The following is a 14,241-nucleotide window of genomic DNA, read 5'->3' as shown; positions in this document are numbered from 1 at the left end:
CCGCGAACGTGGAAGTGTGGATCAACGGCAAGCACTTCACCCTGAAAGCTGCGCCCGCCCCGCACAACGCCGGCCCCACCCTGACCGCGGTCATCACAGCGATCAAGGCAACAGACCTGGGTGCGCTCTACGACCTGGGAGACCCGAGCCTGCGAAACGGGCTCACCCGGGAACAGTTCGTCGCCACCATCGGCGCTACCGGCGGCGGCAGCGTCACAGGTTTGACTCCCACAGGCGCCACGACTTACGTCACAACTAGTGCCGGGGCGGACTTCACGCTCACCCCGATCACCTTCGACTACGTCAAGAACGGTGTTCCCGGTGAAGTCACAGCCCACCTCCGCCTCATCTACACCGGAGGCCAGTGGCGCTACATGACCATGCAACCAGACAACGCGCCCTCGAACTCTGACAGCAACACTCCTGACCCGACCGTGCCCTAGTATCCCAATTGACCAACGCGACGCCGCAGGCAGGGAGAACGATGCGAAGAACGACTCGGTTTCTGAGCGTGGTGACCGCAGCCAGCATGTGTGTGCTCTTGCTGATGGGCTGCGTGCCCGGACAATCCATCGACAGCCTGGCCAAACAACCCGAAGCCGCATTGACCTAGCCCGGCAGCACCGATGTCCGGATCAACAATGTCCCAGGACGGGTTCAATTCGGCCTCGATGGCGGCGACGTGGCCATCACCGGCATATCCGGGACAACAACGCACCAGCAACGCGAGGTCATCGCCTTCTACTCGCAGGCACTGGCAGCGAATGGCTGGACACAGCCCAGGGACGATCATCGCTCCGAGACCGCTTCGGGACTGCCCTCTTACTTTATGCAATGGGACAAGACGAAGCCCTACCTCACCTATGTCGTCGTCGTATGGACTGAGGGCGAAACAACGAAGTACGAAACTCAACTGCAATCGTTGCGGTAGTCCGTTCGATTCGCGGTCTGAAAAAGCAAGTTGAGATCCCGCGTCGGGGTAGAGAAGAAGCACCGCCGCGGTGGGAAGGACGAGATTCGAATCACACCACCGCGGAAGCGTCCGCAAGGGGTTCCGCTGCCAGGGCGGTGATACAGCCGTTCTGTTTCGCAGCGAAGAGTGGCTCTTGGTGGAGGATTCAGGAAATCGAACCTGACGAGGCACCCCGATAGGCGCATCCCCCGGAACACGTATGCGTCCACCACATTCTAGCCAAAGTGGCCCTGACCCCGCTGGCAAGCACTCAAAATCCCGTCCCGTAGGAGGTTCGGCTTGCGGCCATGTGCACCTCTGACGGCGCGACCTCTCGGAGGCCCGGGCCGGGGCCCGGACGCCAGTGTCGCGCTCGAGCGGCATCGTGAGGCGAGACTTGCTGGGCCGACTTAAGCGGTCCTTTCGCGGGCCTGTCGAAAACGGACTGGGACTCATCGCCGTCAAGCAGCCGGTATTTGCGTGCGAAGTCGATTCCCAGCTACGCGACACCGGCTGATGTTGAGCGGTGTCGATACCCTGAAGCATGACTTACGAAACGAATTTCGCCGCCTACATCATTGCTGCCGCAATGTTCCTCGTCGTCATTGTGACGCAGCTTGCCGCGTCGGGAAAGATTCGCCGCAATGGTTTCGTTGGGCTCAGGATTCCGCCCACGATGGTCAGTGATGCTGCGTGGGTAGCAGGCCATAGGGCCGCTCGGGTGCCGTCATGGATTGGCTTCGTTCTGGTCGCGATCGCTGCAGGGACAGCCCAGTTCATACCGGAGGCCACGACTGCTCCCATCGTGTTCTTGTTTCTATTCCTCGGGTGGTCCGTCGTGGCCGCCTGGCGAGGGGCGGGAGCCGCAACGAGCTGAATCTAGCTTTGGGCAGCCTGCCAGATCAAGCTACCGGGCGGGGTTCGCCCGTGCGCAAGGGGTTCCGGCTACGGGCACGGATGGCGCTCGGGCCCAGTCGTTTGGCTTCTGTGCATCCGGGAGAATCGTGGGTCGGCGGCTGGTCCTCGACAGCTGGTCAATTGCCGAGGGCTCGAATGCGTCGTCCGGCGAGGGCGGCCACGATTCCGATGCCTGCGGTGAGCCATATGGCCGCTTCTGGTCCGGCGGTTGAGGCAAGCACGCTCAGTCCTCCCGCCGTGGTGAGCACGATGATGAGGGCGTCGGCTTGCCACGCGATCACGTTCAGAATGGACACGTCGCCAGCTGGCGTGACGACGGGAAGGAGCAGACCGATGGGCATCGGTCCTTTGGCACAGTCCAGAATCCGCACCAGAGCGATGAAGACCGACACCAGCATCCACCACGGCAGGACACCGATTGGTGCCCCGCCCGGCACGGCAGCAATGGCACCTATGGATCCGAGAAGGAGGCAGGCGAGACCGGGGAGCAGCGCATGGGAGCCGATCATGGTCAGGGCGCTCCGTCCATACAGCGACGACGGGCCGACGTTCTCGTTAGCGTTTCGCAGCCCGTCGCACCACACGCCGGCGGCGAGGTAGGCGAGGAGTACCCCGGCCAGGGCCATGACCCAGTCGATTCCGTCAGTGGCTGAAGCAGTTTGGGCGTTCAACCACCCTGCTCCGACGAGAGCCAGAGAAGCGAGTGTAGTCCGCACGGGGAACCGCCGTGCGGATCCGATGTCGCGCTGCAGAATCGCGACCGGCAGTGGCCCGGTGAAGGAGATCCGGCAGTACCTCCCTCGTGTCGGTGGGGTGCGGAGGGCGCCTGACGCTCCGGCAATATCGCCGGTCTGCACCAGAGTGCCGATTGACTGCCAGCGGCGGGCTTGCGCCATGATTTCAGGGCTGCGGAGGTTATTCAGCAGTGCAGGAGCGGCCAGAAAGACCAATGGTGACAGGGCGAGGGCGATGACTGGCCACCACGGGACTGGCGCGGCCGGACCGAGGGATTCCCACAACAGGGCAAGCCATCCCCAGGGGGTCGCGAGCAGGACGATGTCGACGCCGGTTTCCACTGCAACCGCACTGCCCAGGATGACAATGGCCAATGGGATCGTAATGCGGCGGGGACAGCTCTGCCCGACAAGCCACAGCACGGCCAGCACGCCCGAGTACGCGATCGAGCCCAGCACCATGAGCGCGGCCGGAATGGCCGCTGTCGGCCCGCCAAGGAGCCGCGCCCCGATAACAATTCCAGATACCGTGACCGCAGCCAAGGCCAGCACGGTGACGCTGATCAAGAACGGCCGGCGCAGGGTATCGCTGCGGGCGAGGTAACTACCCTCGAGGAATTCAGTGAGGAACGGACTCGGTACGACCGGACCGCGCGTTCGCCCGATCAGGACCGCGCAGGCTGCCAGTATTGCAGCGATTGCGCCCACACCCCGGGAGCTATCCGGGGCGACGATCGTGGCAAGGATTTCCGGACTCGCCAAGCCGAGGACTAGTGATCGCACGACTGGCACCGCGACGATTGCGACGATGAGTGCCGCGACGTAGACCGTGTAGACGGCGTCGCTCGCCGTTGGCGGGCCGGCTCTTGATGCGGTTACGGATCGAGACTGCGCCAGGATCTGACGGTCAGTGGAGGTGCTCACGACTCTGCGAGTGACACGGACCGGTCCGCGATGGCCTCGATCATGTCTGTGCTGTGGCTCGCGATCACGACCGTGGCCCCACGATCGATCTCGGTGCGAACAACCGATGCCACCAATGCTCGTCGTGTGGCATCCAGGCGCTGCTCCGGTTCGTCGAGGATCAACACGTCGAAAGGACGCACGAGAGCCGTGGCCAAGGACAACAACTGCGTCTGTCCCGACGAGAGCTCGTTCACAAACCGGTTCTGGAGGTCACTGATCCCGAGAGCCGCCATGGTGGTGTCAGCCGCATCAGTGGCAGCGGATCCGAGTCGTCCCCACGTTGTCGCGATGAAACGCAAATGCTCGTGAGCGGTCAGCTCCCGGGCAAAGGCCGGCAGGCCGATACGGGCAGAGATGGTTCGCCGCATAGTGCGATGGCGTTCATCGACCGGCTCACCGTCAATGAAGGCCTGACCTCCAGTCGGACGAAGCTGGCCACTGAGGATTCGAAGAAGGGTCGTCTTGCCGGAACCGTTCCGCCCCTGCACAGCCAAGGCTTCACCGCTACTCACAATGAGGGATACGGGCGCCAACAGCACCTCTGAATCGATCGAAGCGGAGACATCGCGGGCTTCGAGAGAGGACACAAGCCCCATCCTCTCGCACTTCCAATCTCGATGACCGACCCGCCTCAGGCTGGGCGGGCAAGAATCGTCATTCTGTCTCGTAAGGGGTTCCCCACTAGGAGCCTCTGGCGGGGGTGCTCCCAGGTCACCGCGAGCGGAACACGATTCGCGGAAATCAAGCTCTCGACAGCCCCCATCCTCCGGCGTCGGTTTCACCGGGCTTCGCACCGCCCGCACCGCAGCAATCGGCGCAGGGCTTTATTTGGTTTGGCCGTCGTGCGCTCGGCCACCGCACCACCGCCGTCTAGAAGTCAGTCACTTTCTTGGCATGCCACGCACACCTTGCGGGAATACGATCTCTCTATCGGGCTTCCCGTCACGTCGGCAGCCCGCGACGCACCGCCTCACAGCAGCGTCGAAGCATCGCTGCACCACAGATCGACGCTGCGGCGATGCGGCGGCTGATCGTTAAATTGTGACCCCGACGACACCGTTTCTCATCCAGCTAAAGCACACAGGGAGCATCAATGGGCACTGACGACCAGACCAACACATGCAGTTTCCACATGAGCGGTGCGCTGCCAGCAGGTGGCGACCACCTCGGTGGCACCTTCGGTCAGTCGCCGACCCTGGACAGTTGGTACCCGCAGCGTCTCCGGGTTGAGCTTCTCCACCGGAATGGCGTAGACGCCGACCCGCTCGGCGCGGACTTCGACTACGCGGCGGCTTTCGCCACGATCGACCTCACGACGCTCAAGTCGGACATCAAGCGACTGCTCACCACATCGGTCGACTGGTGGCCGGCGGACTACGGCAACTACGGTCCACAGATGATCCGAATGGCGTGGCATGCCGCCGGCACGTACCGAATTGCCGACGGCCGTGGCGGAGCGGGCACCGCGATGCAGCGGTTCGCACCAATCGGAAGCTGGTGGGACAACGGCAACACCGACAAATCACGACGACTCCTACAGCCGATCAAGCACCAGTATGGCAACGCTCTGTCGTGGGCCGACCTGATGGTCTTGACCGGCAACTGCTCCCTCGAGTTGATGGGCCTGCCGACGTACGGCTTCGGCGGTGGACGACTCGATGCGTGGGAACCGGACGACGGCACCTGGTGGGGCCCGGAGGTCTGGAACCCGCACGCGGTCGCGAGCCCTGACGAGATGGTGAGCCGCGACGAACGCTGGCATGGTCAGAACGGCGACGCGGACTACGACCTGCAGAGCCCCCTGGCCGCGTCGCACCAGGCGCTCATTTACGTCAACCCTGAGGGGCCCTATTCGAACGGCGACCCGCTGGGCTCAGCACGCGACATTCGCATCACGTTCACGCGGATGGCGATGAACGACGAGGAAACGGTGGCATTGATCGCCGGTGGCCACGCGTTCGGTAAGAGCCACGGCCAGGTACCCGCATCCGACATTGGACCGTCACCCGAGAAAGCCCCGATCGAGTCGATGGGGCTCGGTTGGCACAACCCGGTGGGTACCGGCAGTGCCGAGCACACTTCGACCAACGGCATCGAGGGCAGCTGGACTCCGAACCCGACACAGTGGGACAACACCTACCTCGAGAACCTATTCGCGTACGACTACGAGCAGACGAAAAGCCCGGCCGGCGCGCTGCAGTGGACACCGACTGACCCGGAGGCGCCGAAGACTCCGGACGCCCACGTACCCGGTCAGATGAACCCGCTCATGATGATGACCTCGGACATCGCACTCAAGGTCGACCCGGAGTATCGGGCCATATGCGAGCGTTTCCTGGCCGACTTCGATCTGTTCACCCTCGCGTTCTCGAAGGCCTGGTACAAGCTCACGCACCGCGACATGGGGCCGAAGCACCGGTACCTCGGCCCGGAGGTCACCATCGCCGACGACCTGCTCTGGCAGGACCCGCTCCCGGACGCAGCAGGATCCTCACTCGACGAGGCCGACGTGGCAGCGCTCAAGGAAGCCGTCCTCGCGACCGGGCTGTCCGTGTCCGACCTCGTCTACACGGCGTTCTCCGCCGCCTCGACCTACCGCGACAGCGACAAGCGCGGAGGGGCGAACGGTGCCCGCCTGGCATTGTCGCCGCAGAAAGACTGGGCGGTCAACCGACGCACCGTCCCAGTCATCGACGCGCTGCGGAACGTGCAGGCGGCTTTCACGGCGACGTCGGGCGGACGGAAGGTGTCTCTCGCCGACCTCATCGTCCTCGCCGGCAGCGCCGCCGTGGAGCAGGCGGCACGGGCGGCAGGATCTGACGCCAGCGTGCCGTTTACGCCAGGCCGTGTCGACACGACGCAGGAGTTGACCGACATCGAGATGTTCGAGTGGCTGCGACCCATTGCGGACGGGTTCCGCAACTTCGTGTCCGAGCGCTTCGAAGAGTTTGCTCCGGGCGTCGCGCCCGAGGCGGTATTCCTCGACAAGGCTAACCTGTTCACTCTCACCGCACCGGAGTGGACCGTCCTGCACGCCGGGCTCCGCGTGCTCGGCAGCAACTGGGACGGGTCCGACGTGGGTGTGCTCACGGATCACGTCGGAGCCCTGACGACCGACTTCCTCGTGAATCTGACCGACACCGACCTCATCTGGACGAAGGACGACGAGACCGCGATGACCTTCACTGGTCGGGTTCAGGTGACCGGCGAGGCTCGCTGGAGGGCCTCCCGGAATGACCTGGTATTCGGCTCGAACGCGCAACTGCGGTCGATCGCCGACGCCTACGCGGGCAGCGACGGGCAAGAGCGGTTCGTCCGCGAATTCATCCGCGTCTGGTCGAAGGTCATGATGCTCGACCGCTACGACGTCAAGGGCCACAAGCGTTACGGGGCAATGGCCGCCTGACCCCGGAGGTCGCGTCCCGGCGACCTGACGGCGTGGAGGCACGGCGCGGTCACGCGCTGAGCCTCCCAGCCGTCAATGCCTTGACCGAACGACGCTTGAGGCCGCGAGCCGAACGTCGCACGGATTGATCAGGCTGGGGACGGCCAAGGAACCTCCGCGGGCACCACGTGGTCGACCACACTCGCACCTGGACGGCCTGCGAGGGTGGACGGGCCGCTATGCCCTGGAAGCCGTTGCCCCCACTCGTAGAGACGCCGGCCGGATTTGCTTTGGCCTCGGGTCGCGAGAGGGTGCCGCTGATGTTCTCTGTGGCGGCTCGTAAGGCCTGAGCCTTCCGGGGTCATGTCCCGCTGAGGAATGCGCGTGACCGGTAGAGGTTCCCCTGTGACACAAGTGTGCCCGACCAGGCGACCGCATTGCTGGGGCAAGTATTTGTCTCGATAGGGGTCCCGCTTACGGGCACGACGCTGATGTCGTTAACCGGCCGGGAAGCATTGGCGCTGGTTCATCGGGTTGTTGCTGGTTGGGCCATCGAGGCGTCGTAGAGGCTTGCCACTCAGCGCTATTTGGCGGCCGACTTTATGCTGAGTTCGTCGGCCTCTTCCTCCGTAACGATTCCGACGAGCTCGGCAATCTTGACGACGATGTCTTCCATGGGCTCTTCGGCCGTACTGAATCCACCACGCGACGCGAGTGTCGGGGTGACCTGGTCGAGCTCCTCGAACGTCACCCCGTGCATGACCGGCACTAAGAGGCTCCGGCGCAGCAGAGCGCTGAGCTCGTCGCTCGCAATGCTGCGGTCGGTACGCAGCTTGTCGAGCATTGCGGGCGTCACCAGCACAATCCCCATGCGCGAACTGACCAGTCCACGGTCGATGGCTACTCGCATGTCCGTGCCAGGTCGCAGGCTTACCTCACTGAACCACACCGACACGTCTTTTCCGAGGAGCAACTCGTAGACGTCATTCGCGGCCGCCTGACGGTCGGGCCAGGCGTGACAGAGGAACACGTCATTCACCTGAGTCCGTATGACAGTCGCCGCGCGGACAGACTCCAGGTCGCGCACCTGCTGTTGCGTGTACGAGGCAGTCGACCCGCTGGGCTGCCAAGCCGGACGGGCGACACCACGTCCCCCGCCCCCGCTACTGCCCGACAAGCTCCCACTCCTACGCACAGGCGCGGCCGGTGTGGCGTCGGACGAGTGCGACCGAGGCGGCGAGTATGAAGAACGCCCATAGCCGGACGAGCATGCAGGGCAATTCGCGCGACCGCTTGCTGTGCGGTGGCCTTCTCTTGGAGCTGTGCATTGAGCCATGTGCTGATGATACGGAAGACCTAAGACACCGAGTGGAGCAATGGCCCGTCGGTGCCCGTAAGCCGATCGGCATACGCACCTCGAACCACATTGCCAGTCACGGGATTCAGTCAAAAAGGATCCCAGATAGGGTTCGATCTACGGGACGGTCTGGAAATGCTCGACCAAGGGGAACGGTTCGTAGAAATGGTGCAGTAGGGCGCGCCATTCTTGGTACTGCGCGGATTGCCTGAAGCCGATCGTGTGGTCGTCGAGTCGCTCCCACTCAACGAGCAATAGGTATGTGCTCGGAGACTCGATCGAACGCGACAGCGTCAGGCTACGGCACCCGGGCATTGACGAGATGATGGACCGCGCATCGGCAAAGGCGAGCTCGAATTCAATTTCACGACCGGGAATCACGGGTAAGAGGGCATGTTCTGTTATCACCTAAGCAGTGTCCCATTCAGCGTTCCCATGTGACACAAGTGCGCCCGACCAGGCGACCGCATTGCTGGGGCAGGAATTTGTCTCGATAGGGGTCCGGCATACGGGCTCGGATCCATCCGCGGCGTATATGGGACCCTTTCCTTATGCCTGCTACTACTCGACTCATTTCCGTGACGGATGTGGAGCGCCTTGCCGGCCTTCAGCTCACCGGCCGGCTCTTCTTCGCTCCGTGGGACCCAGTCCGCGCGGACCCCTTCTTTACCGTCGCAGGCCAACAGGCGGAGGTCGAAAAAGCGCTCGCTTGGCACAGCCGTGGCGAGGCCTTACCGCACGTGATTCTCGACGAGGATTCGCAGGTTGTTGGTCGGATCACGTTTAGTGGGATCACCTACGGGGCCTTCCAATCGTGCAACATGGGTTACTGGGTCGCCCAAGAGAGCAACGGACATGGCTATGCCACCGACGCAGTTCGAGCAATGACTGCGCTTGCATTCGAAGAGTTGGGGCTGCACAGGGTTCAGGCTGAGACGCTGATCCCCAACGTGCGCTCACAACGGGTGCTTGAACGTGCCGGTTTCGCGCGCTACGGATCGGCTCCTCAATACCTGAAAATAGCGGGCCGGTGGCAAGACCATCTCATGTATCAGCTGCTTGCCGATTCCCAATAGGCGGTCAACTTCACCAACGTGATCCCACCTCATCCGCAACCAGTCGCGGACCGGGGCGATTGCAGCTTTCACGTCTCGCAGCCCGTTTCGTCGAGGGTTCCTCGACTTGCCTATCGCCGCCTTTCCCCCCGTTTTGATTCCGTCCCATGATTGCTCGGCCTCATGACCTCACCGTGGGGATAAAGTGGGGGCCACCGATGATCGCCTGACTTCACGCCCATGTGTGAACGGTCGAGGGCGTGGGAGGCACCTGATGGGCACCTTCCTCAGCACGTTTCTCTCCGATTCCGCGGAACTTCCGGAACTCACCAATCGCGTTCATTCAGCTGGGCCGGTGCCGCTATCGTCGCCGCTGCCTGTCGCGGATCTTGCCGCAGACAGCATCGCGGCGACCATGCTCATGGCCTCGTTGCTGCACCTTGTCCGCACGGGAGTGCGCGACCCGAGGGCGAGCGAAGTTCCGCAGGTGAGCATTGCGCCGCAACTCGTCGCCGGCACCTACCGGAGCGACCAACTCTTCCGGTGGAACGGGAGCCCCGCGCCAGCGTGGGCGCCCCTGTCCGGATTCTTCGCCTCGAGCGATGGCTGGGTTCGCACTCACGCCAACTACCCCCACCACGAAGCGGCTTTGCGCACACTTCTGAGATTGGACGATTCCGTCACAGCCGAGACTGTCGCTCATGCGATTTCGCGCCGTCGCGCCCTCGATTTGGAGGATGAAGCCGCAGACTCTGGTGCGGTCATAAGCGCGGTTCGCAGCCCGAGCAGTTGGAGAGGACATCCTCAAGCCCAAACCCTGGAAGCGGATCCCTTCATCAGCCTGGTGCAGCAGGCAGGAGGCTCGGGCCGCCATAGCCTGGGGTTGGCCGACAGCTACGCGCCACTGCAGGGCGTCCGGGTGCTCGACTTGACCCGGGTGATAGCCGGTCCGGTGGCCACTCGCAGCCTCGCGTTCTTCGGCGCAGACGTCCTTCGCATCGATAGCCCTGGCATGCCGGAGCTCTCCTGGCAATATCTCGATACTGGGCAAGGGAAGCGTTCCGCGCTTCTTGACCTCGGCTACAAACCAGATCGAGACCGCCTCGAACAGCTACTAACGGACGCCGACGTTATTGTCATGGGATACAGGCCGAACAGCCTCGACCTGTTCGGCCTGTCCCCAGCCGAACTCCACAACCGCCATCCAGGGCTCGTTATCGACCGGGTGAGCGCGTGGGGGCAAAGCGGACTGACTATGGCAGTGTTATTCGGACCCACCAGGGCAATCTAAGCGGGACCCACTTCGGCTGTTTCGGGGTGTCTGGGGCAATCTAAGCCGGACCCACCTCCACCGTTGTTGCAACGTGTTTTCGTTGCTCAAGGTGGAGGTTTCGGATGGAGTTTCGGGTGGAGTTGTTCGCGCGGATCAGACGTGATGCGCGCGTGGAGGGCCTCTCGATCAGGGAGCTGGCCCGAAGACACGGAGTCGGGCGGCCGACGGTGCGGCAGGCCCTGGCGCAGGCGGAACCGCCGGCCCGGAAACCGAGGGTGCGAACCGCACCTCGGTTGGACGTATTCAAACCGGCGATCGACGAGATGCTCCGCCAGGACCTCGACGGACCCAAGAAGCAGCGGCACACGGCGAGACGGATCTTCGCCCGCCTTGCGGAAGAGCACGACGCGACCGAGCTGTCGTATTCGACGGTCCGTGACTATGTTCGCCGTCGTCGGCCGGAAATAGATGTCGAGGCGGGCCGGTTGCCCGAGGTGTTCGTCCCGCAGGAGCACGCGCCTGGCGCGGAAGCAGAGGTCGATTTCGGCGAGGTCTGGGTGGTGCTCGCTGGGGTGAAAACGAAATGCCACATGTTCGCCTTCCGCCTCTCGCACTCGGGGAAGGCGATCCACCGGATCTATCCGACGCAAGCGCAGGAAGCGTTCCTCGAGGGCCACATCGACGCGTTCGAGGACATCGGCGGGATCCCGACCCGGCACATCCGCTACGACAATCTCACCGACGCCGTCGTGAAGGTCATCTACGGCACCGGCCGGCAGCGCACCGAGAACCAACGGTGGGTCCTGTTCCGCTCACACTATGGATTCGATGCGTTTTACTGCCACCCCGGGATCGAGGGCGCTCATGAGAAGGGCGGCATCGAGGGTGACGTCGGCCGGTTCCGCCGCACCCACCTCTCACCCATGCCCGTTGTGGACACCCTCGCCGAACTGAATCAGAAGGTCCGTCAGTGGGATCTCGACGACGAGAACCGCAGGATCGGCGACCGCATCCGCACAGTGGCTCAGGACTTCGCTCTTGAGCGGGAGCTGCTGGCACCGATCACGGCGGAGCGGTTCGAGCCGGGCCTGTCGTTGACGCCTCGGGTGAGCCGGTCGAGTCTGGTCCGGGTGCGAATGGCGTCGTATTCTGTCCCGGCCCGGTTCATCGGCCGCACTGTGAGGGTGTCGCTCCGCGCATCGGAAGTAGTCATCTTTGATGGCCGAACCGTGATTGCCAGGCATCCTCGGGTGGTCGCACTGCACGGGCAGAGCGTGAATCTCGACCATTACCTCGAGGTCCTCCAGCGCAAGCCCGGCGCTTTCCCCGGTTCGACCGCTCTCGCTCACGCCAGGGCGACCGGTCACTTCACCTCAGCTCATGAAGCGTTCTGGGCCGCGGCACGGAAGACCGATGGTGATGCCGGTGGCACCCGAGCCCTGATCGACGTTTTGCTGCTGCACCGTTCGATGGCTGCTCAGGACGTTGTCGCCGGCATGACCGCCGCACTGACGGTCGGCGCCGTCACCGCCGATGTCGTCGCGGTCGAGGCCCGACGCCACGAAGCCTTGGGTGGGTCCGGGTTGGACCGTCACCTCGCCGATCAAGCTCGTGGTCCGGAGCGGCGAGTGGTCAGTCTTACTCAGCGCCGTCTCGCGGACCCGGCCGCCGTTATTGCCGGCCTTCCGGCCGACACCAGGCCCTTGCCATCCGTTGCCGCTTACGACCAGCTGCTCCGCATGCCCGATCGAACGACACCCGACACAGAGCCCAGCGTCAAGAAGGGAACAGGTTCATGACCACTATGACAACCATCACCACCACCCTGCGGAGAAGGCGAGGCCTCACCGAGGAAGCCGCGAATGCAGCCATCGATCAGGCCTGTCGGCGGCTTCGCCTTCCGACAATTCGTGCGGTCGTCGAGGAAGCCACGACCACTGCGCAGAAAGAGCAGCTCTCCTATCAAGGGTTCCTGGCGGAGCTGCTGTTGGCGGAGTGCGACGACCGCGACCGGCGCTCCTCCGTTCGCCGCGTCAAGGCGGCGGGGTTCCCTCGGGATAAGTGGCTTGGGGACTTCGACTTTGACGCCAACTCGAACATCAATCCGGCCACGATCAACACCCTTGCTACCGGCGACTGGGTTCGACGAGGCCAGCCGCTCTGTCTCATCGGTGACTCGGGCACCGGCAAGTCGCACCTACTCATCGCCCTCGGCACCGCGGCGGCAGAGAAAGGGTTCCGGGTCAAATACACGCTCGCAACCCGGCTCGTGAACGAACTCGTCGAAGCCGCCGACGAGAAGAACCTCGCCCGGACCATCGCCCGTTACGGAAGGGTCGACCTGCTCATGATCGACGAACTGGGCTACATGGAACTCGACCGAAGAGGCGCGGAACTCCTCTTTCAAGTCCTGACCGAGAGGGAGGAGAACAATTCAATCGCGATCGCATCAAACGAGTCGTTCTCCGGTTGGACGAAGACCTTCACGGATCCGCGGCTCTGCGCGGCGATCGTCGACCGACTGACGTTCAACGGCACCATCATCGAAACCGGCACCGACTCCTACCGGCTCGCCCACACGCAGAAACAACGAGCCGCGACAGCAACGATCAGCGGCTGATAGTGGCATCCCTGGCGCGGGAACGAGCCCAGGGTCAGGCGTGGTTCTGGATCGCCTCGACGAGCTGCGCGACAGAGGGAACGCCAGCGAAACCGGTGTCAATGCGATAGACCCGGCACGCCAGATCGGAGGTTCGTCCATCCGACGGGAACGCATCCACACCATCGAGAAGGATCGTCGGCGAGCCTGCAAACGGGACCGCCGCGGCCTGGACGCTATCTGTCAGCAGACGATACGTCACCTCGACATCGACTCGACCCAACTCGGTCAGCGCCGACTCAACCCGCGTCCCCGCCTCGACCCAATTCGGGCACTCATCAATATGAAGAATCTCTACGCGCATACACCAGTATCACTCGTGGTGATCAGACTCCGGGTCCCGCTTAGATTGCCCAGGTGGGTCCCAGTTGGGTTGACATAGCCAGCGGACCCTGGGCCGAGCGTCGAGGATTCGACAGTATCGTCCAAGCAGCCAGCGGCATTGCCCAGATCCACGCAGACGGCACGGGCAGGCCAGGTGCTTTGCCAGCCCAAGCTCTGGATCATTCCGCCGGGTACCTACTTGCCGCCGGGATCATGTCATCACTTCGACGGCGCCACCTCGACGGGCACGGGTGGACTGTCGACATTTCACTGGCCCGTGTCGCACAAGAGCTACTCGCCCAGCCTCATTCCCCGCCAACCGAAGCCGGCCCAAACGTGATCAGAACCGTGAACGCGGAAACGCCGGAAGGAACCGTCACCTGTGCCGCACCCGCGATCAGCATCAGCGGTGGCTCGAAACGCTACAGGTGGATCGGTCGCCCGTGGGGAGCGGACCAGCCAGAATGGTCCGAGCCACGATCCGCCGACGTCCAGCGATAAGGCCCACCAGGAAGGTGCGCCATCGGCAGGTGCAACATGGCGAAGCCGCCCGCTGCGGGTTCCGCTTACAGCCTTTAGGTTGGAAAGATGGATGAAGAGGTTCTAGCGGGGGGGGGG

13 protein-coding genes and 1 pseudogene are annotated in these 14,241 nt (G+C 63.6%); 9 read left to right on the top strand and 5 right to left on the bottom strand.

What is annotated here, in order from left to right; all coding sequences use genetic code 11:
* From QN345_RS08390 to QN345_RS08380, 3 genes are all read left to right on the top strand, one after another.
* On the top strand, positions 1-443 hold a 443-nt coding region (locus tag QN345_RS08390), incomplete at its 5' end, for a hypothetical protein (RefSeq protein WP_323508566.1).
* A gap of 239 nt (positions 444-682) precedes the next feature.
* Positions 683-931, top strand: coding sequence for a hypothetical protein (locus QN345_RS08385; RefSeq protein ID WP_322135543.1), 249 nt, complete (start codon positions 683-685; stop codon positions 929-931).
* A gap of 565 nt (positions 932-1,496) precedes the next feature.
* Positions 1,497-1,829 (top strand): SdpI family protein, encoded by a 333-nt coding sequence (locus QN345_RS08380; protein ID WP_322135544.1) that lies wholly within the window; start codon positions 1,497-1,499, stop codon positions 1,827-1,829.
* A gap of 157 nt (positions 1,830-1,986) precedes the next feature.
* On the opposite strand, the gene QN345_RS08375 is transcribed toward QN345_RS08380, so the two are convergent.
* Both QN345_RS08375 and QN345_RS08370 read right to left on the bottom strand, forming a co-directional pair.
* Positions 1,987-3,528 carry a hypothetical protein gene (locus QN345_RS08375; protein WP_323508565.1) on the bottom strand — a complete coding sequence of 514 codons (1,542 nt, stop codon included), beginning with the start codon at positions 3,526-3,528 and terminating at the stop codon, positions 1,987-1,989.
* A pseudogene (locus QN345_RS08370) lies at positions 3,525-4,103 on the bottom strand (ABC transporter ATP-binding protein); the annotation flags it as partial. The gene QN345_RS08375 and the pseudogene QN345_RS08370, both read right to left, overlap by 4 nt.
* Positions 4,104-4,663: 560 nt before the next feature.
* On the opposite strand from QN345_RS08370, the gene katG reads away from it, so the two are divergent.
* The gene (gene katG / locus QN345_RS08365; protein ID WP_322187961.1) at positions 4,664-6,976 is read left to right on the top strand and encodes a catalase/peroxidase HPI; all 2,313 of its coding nucleotides are present in this window, start codon (positions 4,664-4,666) and stop codon (positions 6,974-6,976) included.
* A gap of 562 nt (positions 6,977-7,538) precedes the next feature.
* Here the strand turns inward: katG and QN345_RS08360 are convergent.
* The gene (locus tag QN345_RS08360; protein WP_322187959.1) at positions 7,539-7,994 is read right to left on the bottom strand and encodes a toll/interleukin-1 receptor domain-containing protein; all 456 of its coding nucleotides are present in this window, start codon (positions 7,992-7,994) and stop codon (positions 7,539-7,541) included.
* A 435-nt stretch (positions 7,995-8,429) separates the two neighbouring features.
* Positions 8,430-8,720 (bottom strand): antibiotic biosynthesis monooxygenase, encoded by a 291-nt coding sequence (locus QN345_RS08355; RefSeq protein ID WP_322135550.1) that lies wholly within the window; start codon positions 8,718-8,720, stop codon positions 8,430-8,432.
* 170 nt (positions 8,721-8,890) lie between these two features.
* Between QN345_RS08355 and QN345_RS08350 the strand changes: the two genes are divergently transcribed.
* The 4 genes from QN345_RS08350 to istB all read left to right on the top strand — a co-directional run bounded on the left by QN345_RS08350 (position 8,891) and on the right by istB (position 13,260).
* Entirely contained in the window at positions 8,891-9,388 is a 498-nt protein-coding gene (locus QN345_RS08350; protein ID WP_322135551.1) for a GNAT family protein, read from the top strand.
* A gap of 253 nt (positions 9,389-9,641) precedes the next feature.
* Complete coding sequence (locus QN345_RS08345; protein ID WP_322187956.1) at positions 9,642-10,658, top strand: CoA transferase; 1,017 nt, start codon at positions 9,642-9,644, stop codon at positions 10,656-10,658.
* Positions 10,659-10,762: 104 nt separating this feature from the next.
* Positions 10,763-12,439: an IS21 family transposase gene (gene istA, locus QN345_RS08340; protein ID WP_323508564.1), complete on the top strand. Its 1,677-nt coding sequence runs from the start codon at positions 10,763-10,765 to the stop codon at positions 12,437-12,439.
* A gap of 5 nt (positions 12,440-12,444) precedes the next feature.
* Positions 12,445-13,260 (top strand): IS21-like element helper ATPase IstB, encoded by an 816-nt coding sequence (gene istB / locus QN345_RS08335; RefSeq protein ID WP_198413606.1) that lies wholly within the window; start codon positions 12,445-12,447, stop codon positions 13,258-13,260.
* A 34-nt stretch (positions 13,261-13,294) separates the two neighbouring features.
* Here istB and QN345_RS08330 read toward each other — a convergent pair whose 3' ends face one another.
* Positions 13,295-13,603 (bottom strand): thioredoxin family protein, encoded by a 309-nt coding sequence (locus tag QN345_RS08330; protein ID WP_322187952.1) that lies wholly within the window; start codon positions 13,601-13,603, stop codon positions 13,295-13,297.
* 53 nt (positions 13,604-13,656) lie between these two features.
* Between QN345_RS08330 and QN345_RS08325 the strand changes: the two genes are divergently transcribed.
* Positions 13,657-14,124 carry a CoA transferase gene (locus QN345_RS08325; protein ID WP_322187950.1) on the top strand — a complete coding sequence of 156 codons (468 nt, stop codon included), beginning with the start codon at positions 13,657-13,659 and terminating at the stop codon, positions 14,122-14,124.
* Positions 14,125-14,241 lie beyond the last annotated feature (117 nt).

This window comes from Cryobacterium sp. 10I1 (assembly GCF_035019805.1).
In the GTDB taxonomy this organism is placed as follows: Bacteria; Actinomycetota; Actinomycetes; order Actinomycetales; family Microbacteriaceae; genus Cryobacterium; species Cryobacterium glucosi.
The sequence above is the reverse complement of the archived record's forward strand: the minus strand, read 5'-3'. Positions and strand labels throughout refer to the sequence as shown.

What these genes read in the sequence shown, in the direction of transcription:
- QN345_RS08380 (WP_322135544.1), top strand. Translation starts at nt 1,497, where the DNA reads ATGACTTACGAAACGAATTTCGCCGCCTACATCATTGCTGCCGCAATG.
- QN345_RS08330 (WP_322187952.1), bottom strand. Translation starts at nt 13,603, where the DNA reads ATGCGCGTAGAGATTCTTCATATTGATGAGTGCCCGAATTGGGTCGAG.
- katG (WP_322187961.1), top strand. Translation starts at nt 4,664, where the DNA reads ATGGGCACTGACGACCAGACCAACACATGCAGTTTCCACATGAGCGGT.
- QN345_RS08345 (WP_322187956.1), top strand. Translation starts at nt 9,642, where the DNA reads ATGGGCACCTTCCTCAGCACGTTTCTCTCCGATTCCGCGGAACTTCCG.
- istB (WP_198413606.1), top strand. Translation starts at nt 12,445, where the DNA reads ATGACAACCATCACCACCACCCTGCGGAGAAGGCGAGGCCTCACCGAG.
- istA (WP_323508564.1), top strand. Translation starts at nt 10,763, where the DNA reads ATGGAGTTTCGGGTGGAGTTGTTCGCGCGGATCAGACGTGATGCGCGC.